The organism is Providencia sp. PROV182, assembly GCF_028480325.1.
In the GTDB taxonomy this organism is placed as follows: domain Bacteria; phylum Pseudomonadota; class Gammaproteobacteria; order Enterobacterales; family Enterobacteriaceae; genus Providencia; species Providencia hangzhouensis.
On record NZ_JAMPOL010000008.1, the window covers coordinates 88099 to 107789 of the forward strand.

Annotated in this window: 20 protein-coding genes and 1 pseudogene; 9 read left to right on the forward strand and 12 right to left on the reverse strand. The window is 38.3% G+C overall.

Annotated features, from left to right (window positions below):
* Positions 1-64 precede the first annotated feature (64 nt).
* Genes PR834_RS06785 through PR834_RS06825 form a run of 9 tightly spaced genes read left to right on the forward strand, consistent with a single transcriptional unit; the run spans position 65 to position 9675 of the window.
* Entirely contained in the window at positions 65-982 is a 918-nt protein-coding gene (locus tag PR834_RS06785; protein WP_272536541.1) for a VOC family protein, read from the forward strand.
* A 4-nt stretch (positions 983-986) separates the two neighbouring features.
* Positions 987-2204 (forward strand): NAD(P)/FAD-dependent oxidoreductase, encoded by a 1218-nt coding sequence (locus PR834_RS06790; RefSeq protein ID WP_112307769.1) that lies wholly within the window; start codon positions 987-989, stop codon positions 2202-2204.
* A gap of 21 nt (positions 2205-2225) precedes the next feature.
* Positions 2226-3506, forward strand: coding sequence for an MFS transporter (locus PR834_RS06795; RefSeq protein ID WP_272536542.1), 1281 nt, complete (start codon positions 2226-2228; stop codon positions 3504-3506).
* Positions 3507-3531: 25 nt separating this feature from the next.
* The gene (locus tag PR834_RS06800; protein ID WP_004257990.1) at positions 3532-4044 is read left to right on the forward strand and encodes a cupin domain-containing protein; all 513 of its coding nucleotides are present in this window, start codon (positions 3532-3534) and stop codon (positions 4042-4044) included.
* Between the two features lie 15 nt (positions 4045-4059).
* Positions 4060-4899 carry an alpha/beta fold hydrolase gene (locus PR834_RS06805; protein WP_196732508.1) on the forward strand — a complete coding sequence of 280 codons (840 nt, stop codon included), beginning with the start codon at positions 4060-4062 and terminating at the stop codon, positions 4897-4899.
* Positions 4900-4909: 10 nt separating this feature from the next.
* Positions 4910-5704: an SDR family oxidoreductase gene (locus tag PR834_RS06810; protein WP_272536543.1), complete on the forward strand. Its 795-nt coding sequence runs from the start codon at positions 4910-4912 to the stop codon at positions 5702-5704.
* Between the two features lie 11 nt (positions 5705-5715).
* Positions 5716-6507 carry an aspartate dehydrogenase gene (locus tag PR834_RS06815; RefSeq protein WP_196725167.1) on the forward strand — a complete coding sequence of 264 codons (792 nt, stop codon included), beginning with the start codon at positions 5716-5718 and terminating at the stop codon, positions 6505-6507.
* A gap of 13 nt (positions 6508-6520) precedes the next feature.
* A complete protein-coding gene (locus tag PR834_RS06820) occupies positions 6521-7990 on the forward strand; it encodes an aldehyde dehydrogenase (RefSeq protein WP_272536544.1) in 1470 nt (489 codons plus the stop codon).
* Between the two features lie 41 nt (positions 7991-8031).
* Positions 8032-9675 carry a thiamine pyrophosphate-binding protein gene (locus tag PR834_RS06825; RefSeq protein ID WP_198633884.1) on the forward strand — a complete coding sequence of 548 codons (1644 nt, stop codon included), beginning with the start codon at positions 8032-8034 and terminating at the stop codon, positions 9673-9675.
* Between the two features lie 65 nt (positions 9676-9740).
* Here the strand turns inward: PR834_RS06825 and PR834_RS06830 are convergent, their stop codons facing one another.
* From PR834_RS06830 to PR834_RS06885, 12 genes and pseudogenes are all read right to left on the reverse strand, one after another.
* Positions 9741-10235: a nucleoside deaminase gene (locus tag PR834_RS06830; protein WP_050763755.1), complete on the reverse strand. Its 495-nt coding sequence runs from the start codon at positions 10233-10235 to the stop codon at positions 9741-9743.
* A 215-nt stretch (positions 10236-10450) separates the two neighbouring features.
* A complete protein-coding gene (locus tag PR834_RS06835) occupies positions 10451-11503 on the reverse strand; it encodes a fimbrial protein (RefSeq protein ID WP_094961051.1) in 1053 nt (350 codons plus the stop codon).
* An 8-nt stretch (positions 11504-11511) separates the two neighbouring features.
* A complete protein-coding gene (locus PR834_RS06840; protein WP_231136025.1) occupies positions 11512-12144 on the reverse strand; it encodes a fimbrial biogenesis chaperone in 633 nt (210 codons plus the stop codon).
* Positions 12145-12154: 10 nt separating this feature from the next.
* Positions 12155-12673, reverse strand: coding sequence for a fimbrial protein (locus PR834_RS06845; RefSeq protein ID WP_196725163.1), 519 nt, complete (start codon positions 12671-12673; stop codon positions 12155-12157).
* Positions 12666-13193, reverse strand: a complete 528-nt coding sequence (locus tag PR834_RS06850) for a fimbrial protein (protein ID WP_231136024.1) — start codon at positions 13191-13193, stop codon at positions 12666-12668. The genes PR834_RS06845 and PR834_RS06850 overlap by 8 nt, the downstream gene beginning before the upstream one ends.
* Positions 13194-13206: 13 nt before the next feature.
* Positions 13207-15693, reverse strand: coding sequence for a fimbria/pilus outer membrane usher protein (locus PR834_RS06855; protein ID WP_196725161.1), 2487 nt, complete (start codon positions 15691-15693; stop codon positions 13207-13209).
* A gap of 16 nt (positions 15694-15709) precedes the next feature.
* On the reverse strand, positions 15710-16396 hold the full coding sequence (locus tag PR834_RS06860) for a fimbrial biogenesis chaperone (protein WP_036958017.1): 687 nt from the start codon (positions 16394-16396) through the stop codon (positions 15710-15712).
* Between the two features lie 54 nt (positions 16397-16450).
* A complete protein-coding gene (locus PR834_RS06865; protein WP_110591229.1) occupies positions 16451-17011 on the reverse strand; it encodes a fimbrial protein in 561 nt (186 codons plus the stop codon).
* A gap of 105 nt (positions 17012-17116) precedes the next feature.
* On the reverse strand, positions 17117-17371 hold the full coding sequence (locus tag PR834_RS06870; RefSeq protein WP_004258030.1) for a helix-turn-helix domain-containing protein: 255 nt from the start codon (positions 17369-17371) through the stop codon (positions 17117-17119).
* 1391 nt (positions 17372-18762) lie between these two features.
* The gene (locus tag PR834_RS06875; protein ID WP_110591228.1) at positions 18763-18972 is read right to left on the reverse strand and encodes a hypothetical protein; all 210 of its coding nucleotides are present in this window, start codon (positions 18970-18972) and stop codon (positions 18763-18765) included.
* 210 nt (positions 18973-19182) lie between these two features.
* On the reverse strand, positions 19183-19452 hold the full coding sequence (locus PR834_RS06880; RefSeq protein ID WP_164565515.1) for a PAAR domain-containing protein: 270 nt from the start codon (positions 19450-19452) through the stop codon (positions 19183-19185).
* Positions 19445-19691 (reverse strand): annotated as a pseudogene (locus tag PR834_RS06885) (hypothetical protein); the annotation flags it as partial. The pseudogene PR834_RS06885 and the gene PR834_RS06880, both read right to left, overlap by 8 nt.

The window sequence follows — 19691 nt, forward strand, 5'->3', positions numbered from 1 at the left end:
GCCTCAGGTTCTTTTTGTCCAAAAAAACCTTTGGCAATAACACCAATCGATAGAGGACTTTACAATGTCAGTGATTGGAATAGAAAAATTAGAATTTGGTGTTGAAGATATCCCTAGCTGCCAGAAATTTTTACATGATTTTGGCCTCAAAGCGGCCTCTGATAACGCCTCGTTATTCACGACCTTATCTGGTGCAGAAATACAGTTATTTTCACACCAAGACCCAAATCTGCCAGCCCCTTTTGAAGCGGGTTCAACACTACACCGCATTACATGGGGTGTTGAAAACTCGGATAAACTCCAAGAGATCATTGAGAAAATTAGGCCCTGTGATGGCTTTCAACTGACGCCAGATGGCGCACAATGCCGTGACCCAAATGGCATGACTGTCGCTTTCACCATCAGCAAACAAAAAACGGTTGAATTAGAGGTCACCGCTATCAACCAATGGGGAGATATTCGCCGCATTGATAAACCCAGCCCGGTTTACGAAAAAGCCACTCCTATTAACGTCGGCCACGTGGTATTTTTTGTTGATGACTTACCTTCTACAGAAGCGTTCTATTGCCAAAAACTGGGTTTTCAAGTTTCTGACCGTTATATCGACCGTGCCGTCTTTTTACGGACACAAATAAACGGTTGCCACCATAACCTGTTTTTGCTGAAGCTTCCTCATCGTGGCAGCGGCCTCAACCATGTCGCTTTTACGGTTCGTGATATCCATGAAGTGATTGGCGGCGGCCTAGCAATGAACCGTCATCAATGGAGCACCTTTATTGGTCCAGGCCGACACCCTATCTCATCCGCTTACTTTTGGTATGTCAACAGCCCAACAGGTGGTGCTTTCGAATATTACACCAATGATGATTACCTTACCGATAAGTGGCACCCGCGCGAACTGGAACATTCCTTAGTGTCATTTACGGAATGGGCTGTAGAAGGCGGTCTCGATTATGAAACTCGCCGCCAAGTTAAGGAGTAACACCATGAGCTCATTAATCCAAGGCGGTATTGTCATTATCGGCGGGGGCCAGGCTGGTGGCTGGGCGGCAAAAACCCTACGAGATGAAGGCTATCAAGGTATTATTTCGGTGATCAGCGATGAAAACCATGATTTTTATGAGCGCCCACCGCTGTCTAAAGCGGCACTGACGCAGGAGAGTTTATCGTTATCACGTTTATTCAGCGAACAAGAAACTCACGCCTTAAATTTACAATGGTTTCGCCCACTACGTGCCACCAAAATTGATGGCCAAAACCAATACGTTCATTTAAGTGATGGCCGTGTCATTACGTTTGACAAATTACTGCTCGCGACAGGCGGCCGGCCTCGCTATCTGTCAAGCCGCTGGCAGCAACACCCGAAAGTCTTTGCCTTACGTTCGTGGGATGACGCGCTGCAATTGCGCAGCGCCCTGCTATTGGCTCGAAAAATTGCCATTATTGGGGGTGGTTGGATTGGCTTAGAAGTCGCTGCTTCCGCACGAAAAATGGGTATTGATGTCACAATTTTTGAGCGGCAAAGCCGATTGTGCGAACGCAGTGTGCCGCAAAATGTTTCAGAGGCTCTGGCACTACGTCATACACAAGCGGGCGTTCATGTCATAACCGATTGTGGAAATATCGAACTTGGCGAGCCGACAACAACTGGATTACAAATTAGTTGCCAAAAGCAGCCTTCGCAAAACTTCGATCTCGCTGTTATGGGGATTGGTGTTGAATTAAATCTCGAACTAGCCAAAGAAGCAGGGCTTGATGTCACCCACGGTATTGTGATTAATCACCAAGGGCAAACTTCTCACCCCAATATTTATGCTGCGGGAGACGTCGCTTGCCATCCCACACTGTCTTTATGTTTACAGTCATGGGCTTATGCGCAAAACCAAGCTATCACCACAGCAAAAGCCATGCTTAACCCACAATCTGAAGGGTTTAATGAACTCGCTTGGTTATGGTCAGATCAATACCAAGACAACATCCAAATTTTAGGTGTCCCAACCTCACAAAAATTAAATCATATTCAACGGCATACTCCTGATTCAGAGGTTCATTTTGCTTTAAATGAAAGCAATGAATTGGTGCAAATGATTGCATTTAATGATGCTCGTGCCATCAAGCTAGGTAAACGTTGGATACAAGGCCACCGCAAATTGGACCCTTCACAACTTGCTGATCCCACATTTTCACTAATGTCACTGAAATAGTGTTCAGCAAGGAGAAATCTCATGGCTAACCAGACTATAACCTTACGAAATTCAGAACCTGATCAAATCGAGCAAGATGTTCCTGAAAAGATCAATTGGTTGATCCCAATTGGCCTGTTTTCCTGTGTACTACTGGCTTTCTTCGATAAAATCAGTATTGCGGCTCTATTTTCTGACGAAAAATTTCAGCAAGCTCTGGGAATTGATTTTGACCCAACCCGTTTAGGGTTACTGATGAGCGCATTTTTATTCGCTTATGGTGTTTCTTCCATGCTGCTAAGCGGCATTGGTGATAAATTTCACCCCACCAAAATGCTGTTATTTATGGTCAGTAGCTGGTGTTTTCTCATGATTTTTATGGGATTCACACACCACTATGGCACGATGGTTTTTCTGCGTGTATTGCTAGGAATTGCCGAAGGGCCTTTGCTGGCAATCGCTTATGCCATTGTGCGCCGTACCTTTCCGCCAAAAATGCAAGCTCGAGCCACTATGATGTGGTTATTAGGCACACCGTTAGGCGCAGCGTTAGGCTTTCCTATCTCATTGTATTTACTTAATAACTATGGTTGGCAAAGTACATTTTTTGTCATGGCGGCCTTTACCGTTCCTGTTTGGTGGTTAGTGGTCATTGGTATCCGTCACCCTAATTTAGTCAACCGCCAAGCACAAACGAAAAATACAGCGGGTGAAGCACTGCCTGCCGAGCAACTGGCCGCGATGCGAGCCCATAAAAAACGCTTATTCCAAAATAGCCATTTTTGGATTATCTGCATGTTTAATATCGCTTTTCTTATCTATCTTTGGGGGATGAATGGTTGGTTACCTAGCTATTTAATTAAAGGTAAGTCTATCCACTTGGAACATGCTGGGATCCTGTCATCCCTTCCCTTTATCGCCATGTTATTTGGTGAGGCTATCGGATCATGGTTATCAGATCGCTACGATCGCCGCGCACTCGTTTGTTTTATTTCATTACTTGGTGCCGTCCTAGGTCTTGCTGGCGTGTTATTTCTCACTGGCACTTACAGCATCATTCTTATGATGGCGTTTAGCATGTTCATGTGGGGGGCAGGCGCACCAAATATCTTTGCCCTACTCGCAAAAGCCACACAAAAACAGGTCAGTGCATTAGCAGGCGGTATTTTCAATGGGTTAGGAAACCTGGCCGGCGCTGCTGCACCGCTGGCAATGGGAGTTCTTATTACCGTCACTCACACTATGGATAGCGGGCTGTTATTTATCGTCGTCATAGGTTTATTCGGCAGCTTATTACTAGTGCCTTTACTGAAAAAATATTAATTCATTTTTTATTGGAGATAACACCATGTCACAACCGCAAATCAAACCACAAGATATTCCAATGGCACAATGGATTGAGTCACGCATTGCTCGCCTTGAAGGACGTAAATATGACTGGAATGCTCTGAAATTCCAAGCGGATTACGACCCTAAATATCGCCGCGCACAAATGCGCTATATCGGCACTGGTGCGACTGGCGTTGCTAATGATGTCAACACCGTTCCCGCAGAGAACTTTACCTTCTCTACCATGGTTCTTCCTGCCAAGTGCGAAGGCCCATTACACCTGCACCCCGATGTTGAAGAAGTGTTCTTTATGTTGAAAGGCACCATCACGTTGTTTGTAAAAGATGGCAATGAGGAATATGAAACGGTTCTCAAAGAGCGTGACCTGATCTCAGTTCCTGCGGGCATTTATCGTGGCTTATTTAACCACGGGGAAGAAGAAGCCTTAATGTGCGTCATGATCGGTACACCAAAACCGGCGATCCCGACATATCCCGAAGATCACCCTTTATCAAAAGTTAAACGTAACTAACAGGAGTCGTCAGTGATGAATTTGCTCAATAAAAAACTCCCAGAACCACAGGTGGCAGACTTTGGGCCATATCGCCTAAGTTGGCGGGAAGCCGGCCAAGGGCACCCTGTCGTATTACTGCATGGTATCAGCTCTGGTTCTGCTTCATGGGTAAGCCAACTGATGAGCCCATCACTGACAGACCATTACCATCTCTATAGCTGGGATGCTCCCGGCTATTTAGAAAGCCGTGATCTAGAGACGACAACACCTACCGCAATTGATTACGCAAATGCATTAAATGCTTTTATTGATAAATTAGTCTTATCACCCATCGTGTTAGTGGGGCACTCCCTTGGCGCCATAATGGCAAGCGCTTTTGCAGCGCAATATCCCAATAAAGTGAAAGGCTTAATATTAGCGAACCCCGCGCAAGGTTATGCCACAAAATGCCCTGACCAACAAAAGCAAGTTTACCAACAGCGACAAGATATTGTTTTTAGTTCCGGTATTGAGGCATATGCGCAAAACCGTGCTGCTACGCTGCTATCGGCCAACGCAACTACCGAGAAAGTCAATTGGGTTCAACAGAACATGAAGAAGCTCAACCCCACAGGTTTCTTAGCTGCTGCGTGGATGCTAGCTCATGATGACATCAGCCAATATTTAAATCGCTATGATGGCCCATTGGAAATACTGGTTGGCACAGAAGATACCATTACGCCACCAGCACAAGTAGAACGACTCGCACGACAAAAAAACTGCCCTTACTTTCTGATAAACCAAGCGGGACACGCCAGTTATTTAGATGCGCCAGACGCCTTTAACCACCACTTACAACAATTTTTAGAGACGCTCTATTGCCAAGCCGAATAAAGGAAGACTCATGAATTTACAGTTAAATAACCGTGTTGCTGTCGTGACAGGAGGAAGCTCCGGCATCGGCTTTGCAACCGTCAAACTCTTACTGGATGAAGGCTGTAAAGTGGCATTCTGCGGCCGTGATCAAGACAAACTTCAGCAAGCGCTCACAACATTACAAGAGCTCTACCCCCAAGGGCATTTTATCGCACACTCTTGTGATGTTCTTGATAAAACACAAACCGAAGCCTTCGCAAAACAGGTTCATCAGCAATATGGCCAAGTCGATATATTGATTAACAACGCAGGACAAGGCTATGTCGCAAGCTATACAGATACCCCTGAAGAAGCGTGGTTACATGAAGCCCAACTCAAACTATTTGGAGTCATTAACCCGGTGAATGCGTTTTTATCATTCTTAGAGCAATCCAATATTGCATCAATTACCTGCGTTAACTCGCTATTAGCATTACAGCCTGAGCCGCATATGGTCGCCACCTCGGCAGCTCGAGCTGCACTATTAAACATGACACTAAACTTGTCGAAAACACTGTTACCTAAAGGGATCCGCGTGAACTCTATTTTACTTGGCATGGTGGAGTCCGACCAATGGCGACGTCGCTTCGAAAATCGCACTGACAAGAATCTCGATTGGGAACAATGGATTGGCGATATCGCTAAAAAAAGAGGCATACCAATGCAACGTTTAGGAAAACCCGAAGAGCCCGCGCGTGCCTTAGTCTTTCTAGCCTCTCCCATGGCGTCGTTTACCTCGGGTGCCGCTTTAGATGTTTCAGGTGGCTTTAGCCATCATATTTAAAGGACTTAATGATGAAAACACTCATGTTGATTGGTTATGGTGCAATGGCGCAAGAAGTGATTACTCGCTTACCTGATGAGATAGCCCTACGTTACATTGTTGCCCGGCCCCATCACCATCAAGCCATTTTGGAACGCTTTAAAGGGGCCGTTACACCTATCGATAGCCTTGATAATAATATCGTTCCCCCTGATTTAGTGTTGGAGTGTGCGGGGCACCAAGCCGTTAAGCAATATGCACCAACGGTACTAGAAAGAGGCTGGACACTGGCCATTATCTCTACAGGTGCACTTGCAGACACGGACTTTGAACAACACTTGGTCGCCTTAACCCAACGCCACCACAGCCAGTTGATCCCACTGACTGGCGCTGTTGCAGGGCTTGATGGCTTACGTGCGGCAAAAGAAGCCAATATCACTCAGGTGACCTACCAGTCACGTAAAAGCCCCGCAAGTTGGCGCAATGGCGCGGCTGAGCGTTATGTCGATTTGTCACAAGTGACACAGCCTACGGTGTTCTTTAGTGGCAGTGCTCGTGAAGCAGCTCTGAATTTTCCCGCAAATGCCAATGTCGCTGCCACTATCGCGCTGTATGGCATTGGGATGGATGCCACACAAGTTCAATTAGTTGTTGACCCAAACACCACACACAATTCACATCGCATTGATGTTATGGGTGATTTTGGCCATTTCTGTATTGAACTCAATGGAAATCCTCTCCCCTCCAACCCAAAAACATCGATGTTAGCCGCCTTAAGTGCTGTTGAAATTTGTCGTCGTATCGCTGGGCAGCAAGCTATTTAATAGGAGCCAAATAATGAACAACATGGATATTTTTGTTGGTGGTCAATGGCAGCAAGGTCGCGGACCTGAAATGCAGTCGCGTTTTCCGGGAGATAACCAAGTGATTGCCACCCTCAACAGTGCAAGTTTGGAAGATGTCGAAGACGCCGTGATTGCAGCCGATATGGCCTGGAGGATGCCTTCTTGGCGCAACCTTCCCGCTCACCAACGGGCGGCTATCTTATACAAGGTTAGTCGCTTAATTGATGAAAACTGCGAAGCATTAACCCAATTACAAACCTTAGATAACGGCAAGCCTTGGGCAGAAGCGCGTGGCTTAGTAATGAGCGCAGCAGCAACTGCTCGCTACTTTGCCGCGGTTTGTGAAGTCTCAGGTGGTGAGCTTCCGCCTCGCCGCCAGCCAGAACTGATGACCATAAGTACTTACCAACCCATTGGCGTGATCGCCGCAATCACGCCATGGAACTCCCCGATTGCCAGTGATATGCAAAAAATTGCCCCAGCGATTGCCGCCGGTAACGCGGTCATTTTAAAACCTGCGGAAGCCACACCTCTAATTTCATTAAAATTAGCTGAGCTATTTGAGCAAGCGGGTTTACCCAGCGGCCTATTGAGCGTGCTCCCGGGTAAAGGTTCGATTGTCGGTGATGCACTGGTTCGCCACCCTCTGGTGAAAAAAATCTCCTTTACGGGTGGCACCAATACGGGACGACAACTGGCTCACATTGCGGCAGATAAACTTATCACCACGTCACTCGAACTTGGGGGTAAATCCCCAACTATCGTGTTGTCAGACGCTGACCTTGATATTGCTGCACACGGTGTTTGCTACGGTATCTTTAGTTCGATGGGGCAAGCCTGCATCGCGGGTTCGCGTCTGTTTGTGGCTAAAGATATCTACTCATCTTTTATGGAAAAATTAACGCAACTGACCCGCAACCTGATTATTGGTGACCCAAGGCAAGAGCGCGTTCATTTGGGGCCATTAATCTCCCCTTCGCACCGAGACAGCGTCAGAAACTATGTCGAACAAGCCGTACAACAAGGCGGGAAGATCCGTATTGGTGGAACTGCACCGGCTGACCCTGTACTCCAAGATGGCAACTATTTTTTACCGACGATTATCGAAGGCTTAAATAACCAATCTACTGTTTGCCAAGAAGAAATTTTCGGTCCCGTACTCGTCGTTATGCCATTTGATGATGAAGACGATTTAATTCAACAAGCTAATGATTCTGTTTATGGGCTTGCAGCAGGCATTTGGACAAAAGATTACACCCGGGCGTTTAAGCTCGCCGATGCGCTTGATGTCGGTACCGTTTGGGTTAATACCTATAAAGTTTTTTCTATTTCAACGCCATTTGGCGGCTTTAAAGAAAGTGGCATCGGTCGTGAAAAAGGCATTGAAAGCCTCAAAGCCTATATGCAACAAAAAAGCCTATTTCTAGCACTTAACCCACAACCAAACCGTTGGTGTGAATAGCAAATCCGTCACCGGATTATGACAGCATTGAGGAGAATAAAATGTCTGAAATGATTACAGTTGGCGAAGCTATCGCCAGAACACTCGAACAATACCAAGTCACAACGGTTTATGGGGTTATTTCAATTCATAATTTACCCATAGCAGATGCTATCGGGCGCCGAAAAGTGATTGATTTTACGCCAAGTCGTGGGGAGGCAGGAGCCGTTACCATGGCGGATGCACATAGCCGTTTTAGTGGCTTAGGGGTGGCGTTAACCAGTACGGGCGCAGGGGCTGGAAATGCTGTTGGCTCAATGATTGAAGCTATGAATGCATGCTCCCCCATGATCCATATTACTGGGCAAGTTGAAAAAGCTTATCTGGATATGGACGCAGGGTTTATTCATGAAACCCATGACCAACTCGGCTTTTTACGTTCGAGTTCAAAGCAAGCTTTTCGTGTTCATACCCCCGAACAAGCCGTTGCCACTCTACATAAAGCCATTCAGGTTGCTCAAACGATACCTTGCGGCCCTGTCTCTATCGAAATTCCAATTGATATTCAAAGTGCGCAAGTGCCATTATCCGTGCTTAGTGTGCCACTTCTCCCTTCTACGCTGCCTGACTGTTGTACATCGCTAGTCACTGCAATTTGGGATAAACTTCAACACGCTACACAGCCTCTATTATGGGTTGGCGCAGGTGCTCTACAAGCAAAAGATGCTGTCAAACGCCTTGCTGATGCGGGGATTGCCGTCATCAGCAGCACCCATGGGCGAGGTATTTTATCGGATGACCACCCATTCAGCTTACGTGCTTTTCATAATGCAGATTCCATTGATGCATTACTGCGTTCATGTGATTTAACCATCGTCGCTGGCTCGCGTTTACGCAGTAATGAAACCAAAACATGGTCATTACCTTTGCCACATCCCATCATACAAATCGATATAAACCCACTCGCAGCCAATCGAAACTATTTAGCCGACTTAACCGTAACTGGGGATTGCAAAAGTTTACTTGAAGCACTTGCCGATAAAATTGAACAAGCCAAGCGCCCTATCTCTACTCAGTGGAAAAAACAAGTGCAAGAGGCCGTACAGCAGGCAGAAGAGCAACTCAGGCAACAATGTGGCCCTTATAGCCAACTCAGTGATGCCGTGGAGCAAGTCTTACCGAGTAACGGTATTTTTGTCCGAGACATTACGGTATCAGGGAGTTTATGGGGAAGCCGTTTACTCAAAGCGACCCAACCAATGCACAACATTCACTCATTAGCCGGTGCGATTGGTCTAGGACTCGCTATGGCAATTGGCAGTGCCAAAGCAAATCCGAATGTGCCTGTTATTGGCTTAGTGGGTGATGGCGGGTTAATGTTAGGCATAGGTGAATTGGCCACCATGGCACAAGAGCAGCTCCCCATTGTTCTGATTATTATGAATGACCAAGGTTATGGCGTAATGCGAGGTATTCAGGAAAAATATTTTTCAGACCGCCAATACTATAATGAGTTACTCACGCCTTCATTTAGCCAACTCGCTCAATCGATGGGGATTCAGGCATTTACGATAGATAAAGCTACAGATTTCGAATCAACACTACGCCAAGCCGTCGATTTGAAGCAACCTGTTGTCGTTGAAGTGTTAATGAATAGCATTGGCAAAATGAATTTCTCAGGCCCACCACAGAAAAAATTATTTTAACTTTCAAACTAATACGGGTGGCACAAGCCACCCTACTTCATTGATAGATAATGATGCAGTCAAGGCTATAAATTTGGCTTAAAATATTGCGTATAAATAGAAATAGCTTGCTCTTTTAAGACGCCTTTAACCACTTCAGGTTTAAAGGGGCTTTTGGCAAAAATCTCATCGCTACCTAACATAATATTAAAACCTGCAATCTCTGCGAGTTCATCATGAGAAAGGCTATAAACCATCCGACCTAATTGGCTCCATACCATTGCACCGGAACACATACAACATGGCTCACAGCTGGTATACAGCGTATAATCTGATAAATCCATGACTTTATGTTCAGAGCAATACTGGCGTATGAGACCTAACTCCGCATGATAGGTCGGGTCACTTTCAGTATGGATATGATTTTCACCAGTCATAACGACTTGGTTATTTTTAACCAATACCGCACCAAAGGGTTCATTACCATTTTTCGCCGCATCCGTAGCCAAAGCTAAAGCCTGAGTCATAAACTGAATATCCAATTCAAACTGTTGCGCATTGTTTTTCGATTTATTTTCCATATACACTACCTTCATGTGTGGATTTATATAATTTACAAATGGTTTAAATAGATATATCAAGTTTACTGGGCTAGTAAAACATAAAAAATGGCCATTCTCATTAATGCTAAAAAAACTGAGCTATTAGAGAGTCAACGCTAAAGAATGTACCTACTCTAATTTTCAAGTCAGATATTTAGTTTATCACTAACTGCAACTTTATATAAAACAGCTAATTATTGGTAAGAATATGTTAAGCCAATCATTGCATTTGCTGTTCCCGTTTTGAATTCTTCTTCTGGCTTACGTACATAGCCAAAACCCAAGCTAAAACTAATTGGGTTATTTTTTTCAGCGGTACCAGAACGCTGAATATAATATTTCTGTTGGCCTGGAATATTTGGAGCAGAGCCATCTGGGCCAAATTGTAATCGTTGTCCGCTTAAACCTATTACAGCATATCCAACACCTGATGCAGAAGAATCAGCTGTTAGCGTTGAAACCGTAGTTTTATTTGTTGTATCAGATAAATCAACAATTGATACATATACATTTATATTAGGGTCACATTGTAGTGAAAATGATTGTCTTTTTAGGCTTATATTTTCTGATGCGTCTGCCTTTTCAATAATACTTGCTGGAATTTTTTCCATTTCAACAGAGACAATTTTATTTGTTGGTGCACAGCTAGAAACAGTAGCATTAACAGTTATTGGGTTATATTGTACATTAACTATCTCTTGCAGATTTCCAACATCATCATAACACGCATATCGATACATTTTTTGACTTGGAATCACCACACTTCCAATAATTCTATCCGGTCCTTTGTAGATAAAAACACCTATAGTGACTTTAATAGGAGATGCTATTCGTGAATTATTACTTAAACTACCTTCCCAAACGACTGTATTTTTAACCGGTAACGGGACAAAACTTTCGTTAAATCCCCCAATAGGGGAAAATGAAAATCCAGAAATACCAGTTTCAAATAAATAAATCATCGGGTGAGAAGGTGATGCTTGATAAGATTGCCCATTCCAATGAGCTATTGGTTGGTACTCTATTCGACCAAGTGTATAGTTTATACTATTACTATTACATATGCTTATTCCTCTCCGAGAACCAGAGTTTTTAATAATCTCACCAAATGGTATTTGGTCGGCAGGCCCAGTGATCTCTATGTTAGTCATAGAATTAGTATTATACGTGTACTCAGGGATACCAAAAGCTTGACCCGATTGAAATAAAAAAGCAATAAAAAAAAACGTTGTACTACATTGTTTCATATTAATTCCTAATTTTTACTATATGATAAATCCAGTGATTTAATTACGTCATTACTCTCATCATAAAAATTAACCCATATATGGCATGTATTACCTTTACAAATATCGTTTAATTTCACCTTTTCCTCTGGAACTATATTTACTATCCGTTCATTATTATATTGCTTATCTTTTGAAACTGAAATTGTAAAAATAAACTTTGATTTATTAATCAAATAAAACTCTTTATTAAAATTGATTAAACTTATTTTATCATAATCACTTTCTCGTATTTTACGATGTCGATAAATAACTTTAAAATGTGAGCGAATCGCTAGAGAAATAGAATTTTCACCACTATTTAAATCTGACTTTGGAATTGATGTAACAGTTAATTTAATTAATTCATCTGATATATTATCAATTGCTGTTGTTGGTAATATTGTTATAATACTATTACTGTTTCTAGGAAGTAAAAAAAGTGGTGGTGATATGATAAATCTTTTATCACTTAATTCACTTTTTATTAAATAATCACTATTTTCATCATTCATTATTTTTATATTTAATGATTTATTTTCGTTATTAATTAAAAACCGTGTACCAACAAGTGTTGTACCAGAAAATGCATTGGTAATAAAGAAAACAAAAAATATAGCCATTAATATTCTATTAATCATAAGACAACTCGAAATTTGCAATACAGAGCACTTTACCTGCAGAAGAAGTATTTCCTGTTTTAATGTAAGAAGCGTAAAAATTAAAAATATTATTCACTAAGTTATGGTCAATTTTTAAAGTTGTTTTATTATTACTTATATCTATAATTTTTTTATTGTTATCATAAATTCCTATTGCAATATTACTTGCACCAGCATCTGTTTCATCTAAATTTTTTAATAAATTAGTCATTATAGTATCATTTACACCTGTAAATATAATATGAGCAGAATTAATATTTTTAGGGCAATTTTCTAGAACAATTGAAAATGGTGTTTCAGTGAAAGGAATACCGACCAGCTTTCCATTCAAATCGTTAGGATTAAGTCCGACTAGTAAACTAGCTGTATCATTAGAAACAGTGCAGCTACGCTCCATAACATTTGCATTAATGTTAATTTTTATTTGTTCGCTAAAAACAACTCTAGGAAGAAGTAGGAATATTATTAAAAACCCAATAATTTTATTCATAATAAATATCCAAAAAAAGTAAAGATGACGCATCACCTGATCCTATATTTATTTGAGTTGACTTATATCTTAAATAGAAATTCAAGTCATAACTTGGGGTTGTGATAACTTCATTCAAAGCATACTTTGTATTTAATGAAATTTTTTTCCGGTATTTATCTAATATTTCAATAGCAAGTCCGGTAGCAATATCACCTTCAAGACTGTTTGCCTTTCCTAATATTTTCAATAAGGTTGGGTCTTTATCATCTTCCTCCCCAGAAAATTTATATGACATATTATTAACTTTACCAGAACAATTCTCGAGATGTATTGAAATAGGTTGCGTAGCACTAGTCGAGCCAATTTGATTAAAATCACTTGGATTTAAATCTAAAAAATTGATATTTTTAATTAAATCCTTACCCGTCACATTGCAGCTTTGTGTTAATATTTCACCATTAACATTAACTGTGACATCGACTGCGTACGCAAAAAAACCGATGAAGTATATAACTAAAAAAATAATATTTATTTTCATTATATAGTTCCTATTATTGGCACGCCACATTAGCTTTGTTAATATTCTTCATTTTATCATTTTCATCATATTTAATAGAAAACTTACAAAGTTTATCTTTATCTATATTTACTGTATAGCTTGAGTTAGGTTTAACACCAGTTAAATAAACTGTACTATCATCATTTACAATAGATATATTTTTTCCAGAATCATTAACTACTACTGTTCCAAATTTAATTGGTTTTTCTTGATACTGAAGTGAAACTAAAAAATTATACCCTTTACGTACATCAAAAATAACTTTACTGATAGCTCCTCGTGTCGGAGCTACTTTTATAATTTTACCATCAATATCATAACCTGCCCCTAATGATTCAGGTGATAGACCTATATCATTATAGTGATATGCCGTTGCGTAAGGAATTAAAGCGTAACCACTATTATTGATAGTAATATTTTCACCTGTTTTATCCACTTTAGCTCCAGCAGCCCCTTTGGCTTCAACTAAAATTGCAGTATCATTTGCCTCTCTAGCAAAAAGTAAACCACCAGAATGAACAAGGACAGAACCAGTGACTCCATAATCAAGCTCTTTTAAATTATTTGAAAATGATGTTCCAGCGCTAAGTTCTGTTACATCTGCTTTATAACGTAGATTTAAATTTGATTTATTATCATTATTATTATTTATAGTTTGATAAATATTATAATTTAATTTTTCATTTAATGCAGTACCATATAGACTTGTCATAGTGTTATACTTTGAGTCATTGACAGTGGTACTATTTGTAATATACATTCTATTTTTGTCCATCGCATTTGACAATGGGATAGATAATGATAAGTAAAATATATTGTCTGTATTATGGCTATACGTATTTTTATTATAGCTAGCTGATAGTATAATATTATTATACTGAGACAATGTCTTATTCCAGCCTATTTGAATATTTTTAGATTTTAAGTCGCTCCCCCAGTATGAATTAACATTTCCCCATGCATATAATTGTCCATAGTCACCTAAACTTTGAGAAATATTGACTTGAAAGCTGTTCTTTTTCCTTTCATTACTTGAATAAAATAAGTAATCATTTATTTCACCTTTGTAACTATTTCTGTAATTAGCTTCACTAAAAGTATAATAGTCAGATGTTGAGTATCTATATCCTGTCAACTGAATATTTGTACCAATATCACTAAATGATTTCGCATACAATATTCTATATGATCCCCCACTATATTTTTTATCATGTATTTTAGCTTGTGCTTGTATTGTATCAATAGATAAAGCTCCAAATGCACCAATATCTTTACTTAAACCGATTCCAGTAGCTAGATAGCCACTCGCAATTTGATATCCCGTATAAAGAGTTGAATCTAGTGGTAAGCCAATTCCAATTGTCCCTTGAGCAAACTTATCTTTTTTGGCTGATGTTATATCTAGCTGCCCAAAAGTAAGTGAGTAATTATAACTACCTTTTCGTAGTAAATTCGGTAAAGAAGAATATGGAACGATATACTTTGTTACTACGCCTTCACCTGATGTTAGCTCAACTTCATAGTCACCACTTGTACCAACAGAGTTTAAATTATCAATATTATATGGACCTGGATTAATATACTCTTGGTACAATATATTTCCATTTTGTTTAATTGTTATCTTTGATCTAGACTCTGCTATACCTTTAATTGTTGGGCTATATCCTTTTTCGCTATCTGGTAGCATTTCATTTGCAGTAGATAATGTGATACCTATATACGGATTTGAGTCAAAAATCATTGAACCTAAAACAGTTTGTCCTGCAATAAGTGTACTTTTAATTGAATTTATATTTCTTAAGATTGAAATATTATTTGACTTCCATTCATGATTTGATTTTGACCCTATTTTATTCTGATTATAGTATAAGTTTGAACTGATGCGCCAAGCACCTAAGTTCAACCTATTATTTAAATTCAAAAACAGAGAAGAATAGTTACTCATTCTATTATTTCTTGAATATGACCCATTTAAATTGTAATTTGTCATTAGTGCAGAAATACCATCATCCCAATCATTCTCGCTTGCCAAGGTTGATCTAATGGAATTAAGATATATTTGTGGTATTGAGAGTGTTAGTGTTAACTTTGACAAGTCAACATTATAGCTAAAATCATTTATGTATTTATCAATATCAATACACTCATTATCATTTATTTTTGACAGATTAATTTTTTCTTGAGTATCTTTATTAAATGGAATCAAACTCACAATTTCTTTTGTAAAACAAGCTATAACTTTCTTATCATTACTACTTTGCTTGAACTCAACACTAACATTTCTAATAAATCCATCACCAACATTCAAGTTTAAAAAATATTTTCCAGGTGTAACATTATTGCCTGCCGAAAGATAAGACAAATCATCGATAGAAGAAACATCAGAACCTAAAAATAAAGGATTGAAGTAATCTTGCGAATGTAAGTCATTAGAATGTAAAAATAGACTAATCAAAAAAAATTTTCTTATTATTCGCATAGATATACTTCCAGAATTAAACAAAGTTACACTGTATATTTTTTATCTGAACACCATAGTCATTAATGAAATTGAAAAATAATTTTTTACTCTTATCATTATTATTAATATGGATGAATGTTTTTGGTGCTATCGTTTCTGCTTTTGATACTTCAACACCATTTATAGTCAAAGATACTAAATTCATATAAAATGGAGTTGGGTTATCAATTCTTAATTTATTATTTTCATAACTACATTTTAAATCTTTGTATGACTCAAATGAATTTCCTTTAATTTCACTAGGTCTAACAATAAGCTTTATTTTAGTTGTCGTTGATATTAATAATGCATTATCTATCTTCTGTTCTTGTTCTGTTAAAGATGGAATAACTTTTGAGTTTAGATAATATAACTTCTCTCTGTCTTTAGGTAACTGTTCTTTATCCCCAGTAAAAACAACATTCAATAAGCTATCTGAATTTGATTTAATTACAAATAAAGGCGGTGTTATTACAAAATCAGTACTTTTTTTTTCATGATCATCCGATACCCATGATTGAACAAGGTAATTTCCATCTTTATCACTATTATATATTTTTAATGTTATTTGATTTTTTTCAGTTGGATAAATTAATCGAGTTGCTCCTAGTGAGACTCCGCCAGCATAGACCGATTGGCAAAAGAAAAATAAAGATAATATAACGAATATTTTTTTTAGCATATAAACAAGCTCCATGATTAATGATTGGCCATCACTGGCCAATCATTAATAAAATTAATTGTAGGTAAGCATAAAGTTAGCTACAGATTGAACTTTACCAGCAGTTACTACAGCCCCTATTGATTTATAATCAACAGATAATGGAATAGTAGTTGTATCAGTTAAATCAACGTTTGAACTTAATGCGCCAATTTCTAATGGACTACCATCTGGATTAAACAATTGTAGACCTACGTTTTCCGCAGAGCCTGCACCAGCAGTATTTGCTAATAAACCAGGCTTACCATCAACAGTTTGCCCATTGAATGAAATTTGAACTGATTTACGAGTTGCAGTATCACACTCAACCAAATTAATATTGAATGGCTTAGCTCGCATTGCAAGTTGGTCTGCAGCAGTAAAAGTTGTTGTTTTAACTGTATCTAAAGTAACAATTTTGTCAGTATCTGATCCAGAAATTGCACAAGCTCCAGATGTAATCTCACCATTAAATGTTACTTTACCACCATTAACTGTTAATGCAGGGAGAGGATCATTTTCTGCAGCAAATGTTGAACTACAAATAATTGAAGAAACAACTACAGATAATACAGCAAGTTTATTTTTAATATTCATATATATTCCTAATTTATTTAGTTTGTTTTTATTACCGACAGATAATAATTAAAATATAATTATCGCCCATCTTATTTAATAGCATTAAATTTTAATAAAAAACAATTAAATGCCATTTAATCTTTTAGCATTTTTAATTACTTCATTAGTAAAGTAATTCCAGTCCAAGCCAAATATCTCAAGATATTGATTTACCCGTCCTATGGTCAATTGTGTTTTTCCATTTTCATACCTTGAGACTTGTTGTTGGCTTATTTTTAATAATATGGCTAATTCACCTTCTGTGATACCATTTTGTTTTCTTAATTTTTTTAAAAATGAAGACGCCGCACTATTTAATATGTCATTTTCAACTCTCATTTTTATCACCAGAAAATATAATATTAGAGTAGACAATTTAATATTAGAGATAAAATTTAATTATTTTCCTATATCAAGTATCAAGCTATGGACCTGAATTTAATTTATATTTTTCAAATACACAAATATGAATTATTTTCCATTTACTCCTTACACGTGTTGCACCCCGTTTTGTTCATATTTCTCCATTGAAAAACTTGTTTTTACCAACCTTTAATCATGTTACAAACACATAAAATGAAACAATTAATCACAGACTGAAACACAATGCTCAGAGCTTAAGTTAACGTTAACAGTTAGCCGTCTATAGGTTAAATTCTCATCACTCATCCTTATACAGCAAATGATAACGTTAACATTATCATCTGAAAATAAAAAAAAATAAAATAAACATAGTGACTATACCTATGTATATTACTTTATAACTCTAAAAAAGTTAGACAATTTGCTTACAAATTTTACTTTAAAAACACATTAAAACTTACAAAATGATACTGGTAAACATATCTTATCCTATTTGGATAATTTATATTCATACTGAATTGATAAAAAACAAATATAACATTTACACTAAATTACAATACTAATTCCTTATCGTGGAATTTACACATTTATTTTAATACCTAATTGTATGAACTCTACCTAACCCATTAACTTATTTGATATAAATAATATATGTATCTTATTTAATTGGTTATAATTAAATATACGTCCTTTAAAATCTAAAATATTATCCTACTACTCTTAGCACCAAAATTCGCAGAGAGGTACTAGATGCATTAGTATCAAAATGCAATCCTCAGGGGAAAATATTCTACTTACGCGACTATATAAAGAAAAACAAAAAAGATAAGTTTATTCAAATTTGACTACGGAATGAAATGAAAATACCAGCTCTACATGAAATGACTAAAATATATAATTTATGGTTAAACAAGGATAAAGATCCAACCAATGGACTAGATATTATTAAAAAAGAAGAGCAATAACTAACTCAACTTAATAATAACAGGTTTTACTTGAGCAATTAATATATGGCTATGTGAATACTTCCAGTGCCTTTTTCCCATAAGAATATTATCTAAAATATTTTTTGTTAGACATTCAGGTAGTAAAGGACATGATAAAAAACCACTGCTAATTAAATTATTTAGCACCAAAAATAATTATATCTTTAGCGAATAAATGAGCCTAAGAATAATAAGCTAATTGAAATACTATACAACATCACGATACTACAACATGATGCAAGAGCAAACCTGATGAATACAGTTGAAAGACTCGAACTTCGAATTCCTTTAAAACAGCAAAAAATTAAATATATCAAAATAAGATCAATAATGACCGTTGTTATAAGCCCAATTATCGGTATCAACACATTTAATCCTAAGTCATTTAAAAGGATTGTTTAATTTTCTTGTTTTACCCATAAACCGCCAGATATCTAGGGAGTACAACACTAAAGCGATAGAAAAGAACCCAATAACAAAATAATCATTAAATCCGCTAATTAGCACAGCGACACCTGCAACAATCATTACTGCAGTACGCCACTTGAACGAGGAGAGGAAATCAATAATTACATCCAGTAAATCCTGCATACAATTCCTTTTAAGGGCCTTGAGTGAATAGTAACCATATCTACTTTAGGTAGATACTCATAGGGATAAACTAATTATTGATGGTTTTTAATGGATTCAATTCTTGCCATTTAAACGGTTAGTTTTATCTCACTAACGAGTAACCAAAGTAAAGCAGCAACACGTGACAATGATATGCGACCTATATGAGAAGTTAAAACACATTAACATTTAGCCTACAGCAACAAGCACACAGCCCCCAGAACATCCACAAGCGACTTTGTGACCTTCTAGCGCAACAGGGATACCATTAATTTTCATTAAGCTATCACCTTCAACGATAGTGCCGTTTTTTTTACATGAAGGACAATAAACCGAGTCGCCCACACAGGCGACTCCTTGGGTTTGCTTGGCGAGAGAAGAAGCTGTCAGCACCGTACCACCAGTATTCGTCGTATCATTTTTTAAGATAATTTTTCTGCCGTTCACAAGACTACGCATTGCGTTTTTTCTCCTGATCAAGCTTTGCTAAAATCTGTTCGACCTGTTGCTCAAAATCAGTAGGAAGTGGGTTTTTACCAAAAAACAAAAAGGGTTTACGAGCTTGGTAATCGACTGACGAAACGGCATCTCGCCCCTCTTGCATATAAGCATTGAGAAACGTGATAAAACGATGGTTTTCACTGTCGGTGCTGGTCAGGAAACTGGAGTAATGTGAGACATTCGGGCGGTAGAGGATC

Coding starts and splice junctions, on each gene's coding strand:
- PR834_RS06840 (WP_231136025.1), bottom strand. CDS start 12,144: ATGGCTATATTTTTTGTTTTCTTTATTACCAATGCATTTTCTGGTACA.
- PR834_RS06805 (WP_196732508.1), top strand. CDS start 4,060: ATGAATTTGCTCAATAAAAAACTCCCAGAACCACAGGTGGCAGACTTT.
- PR834_RS06795 (WP_272536542.1), top strand. CDS start 2,226: ATGGCTAACCAGACTATAACCTTACGAAATTCAGAACCTGATCAAATC.
- PR834_RS06855 (WP_196725161.1), bottom strand. CDS start 15,693: ATGCGAATAATAAGAAAATTTTTTTTGATTAGTCTATTTTTACATTCT.
- PR834_RS06800 (WP_004257990.1), top strand. CDS start 3,532: ATGTCACAACCGCAAATCAAACCACAAGATATTCCAATGGCACAATGG.
- PR834_RS06815 (WP_196725167.1), top strand. CDS start 5,716: ATGAAAACACTCATGTTGATTGGTTATGGTGCAATGGCGCAAGAAGTG.
- PR834_RS06845 (WP_196725163.1), bottom strand. CDS start 12,673: ATGAATAAAATTATTGGGTTTTTAATAATATTCCTACTTCTTCCTAGA.
- PR834_RS06820 (WP_272536544.1), top strand. CDS start 6,521: ATGAACAACATGGATATTTTTGTTGGTGGTCAATGGCAGCAAGGTCGC.
- PR834_RS06785 (WP_272536541.1), top strand. CDS start 65: ATGTCAGTGATTGGAATAGAAAAATTAGAATTTGGTGTTGAAGATATC.
- PR834_RS06870 (WP_004258030.1), bottom strand. CDS start 17,371: ATGAGAGTTGAAAATGACATATTAAATAGTGCGGCGTCTTCATTTTTA.
- PR834_RS06880 (WP_164565515.1), bottom strand. CDS start 19,452: ATGCGTAGTCTTGTGAACGGCAGAAAAATTATCTTAAAAAATGATACG.
- PR834_RS06850 (WP_231136024.1), bottom strand. CDS start 13,193: ATGAAAATAAATATTATTTTTTTAGTTATATACTTCATCGGTTTTTTT.
- PR834_RS06825 (WP_198633884.1), top strand. CDS start 8,032: ATGTCTGAAATGATTACAGTTGGCGAAGCTATCGCCAGAACACTCGAA.
- PR834_RS06830 (WP_050763755.1), bottom strand. CDS start 10,235: ATGGAAAATAAATCGAAAAACAATGCGCAACAGTTTGAATTGGATATT.
- PR834_RS06860 (WP_036958017.1), bottom strand. CDS start 16,396: ATGCTAAAAAAAATATTCGTTATATTATCTTTATTTTTCTTTTGCCAA.
- PR834_RS06810 (WP_272536543.1), top strand. CDS start 4,910: ATGAATTTACAGTTAAATAACCGTGTTGCTGTCGTGACAGGAGGAAGC.
- PR834_RS06790 (WP_112307769.1), top strand. CDS start 987: ATGAGCTCATTAATCCAAGGCGGTATTGTCATTATCGGCGGGGGCCAG.
- PR834_RS06875 (WP_110591228.1), bottom strand. CDS start 18,972: ATGCAGGATTTACTGGATGTAATTATTGATTTCCTCTCCTCGTTCAAG.
- PR834_RS06865 (WP_110591229.1), bottom strand. CDS start 17,011: ATGAATATTAAAAATAAACTTGCTGTATTATCTGTAGTTGTTTCTTCA.
- PR834_RS06835 (WP_094961051.1), bottom strand. CDS start 11,503: ATGAAACAATGTAGTACAACGTTTTTTTTTATTGCTTTTTTATTTCAA.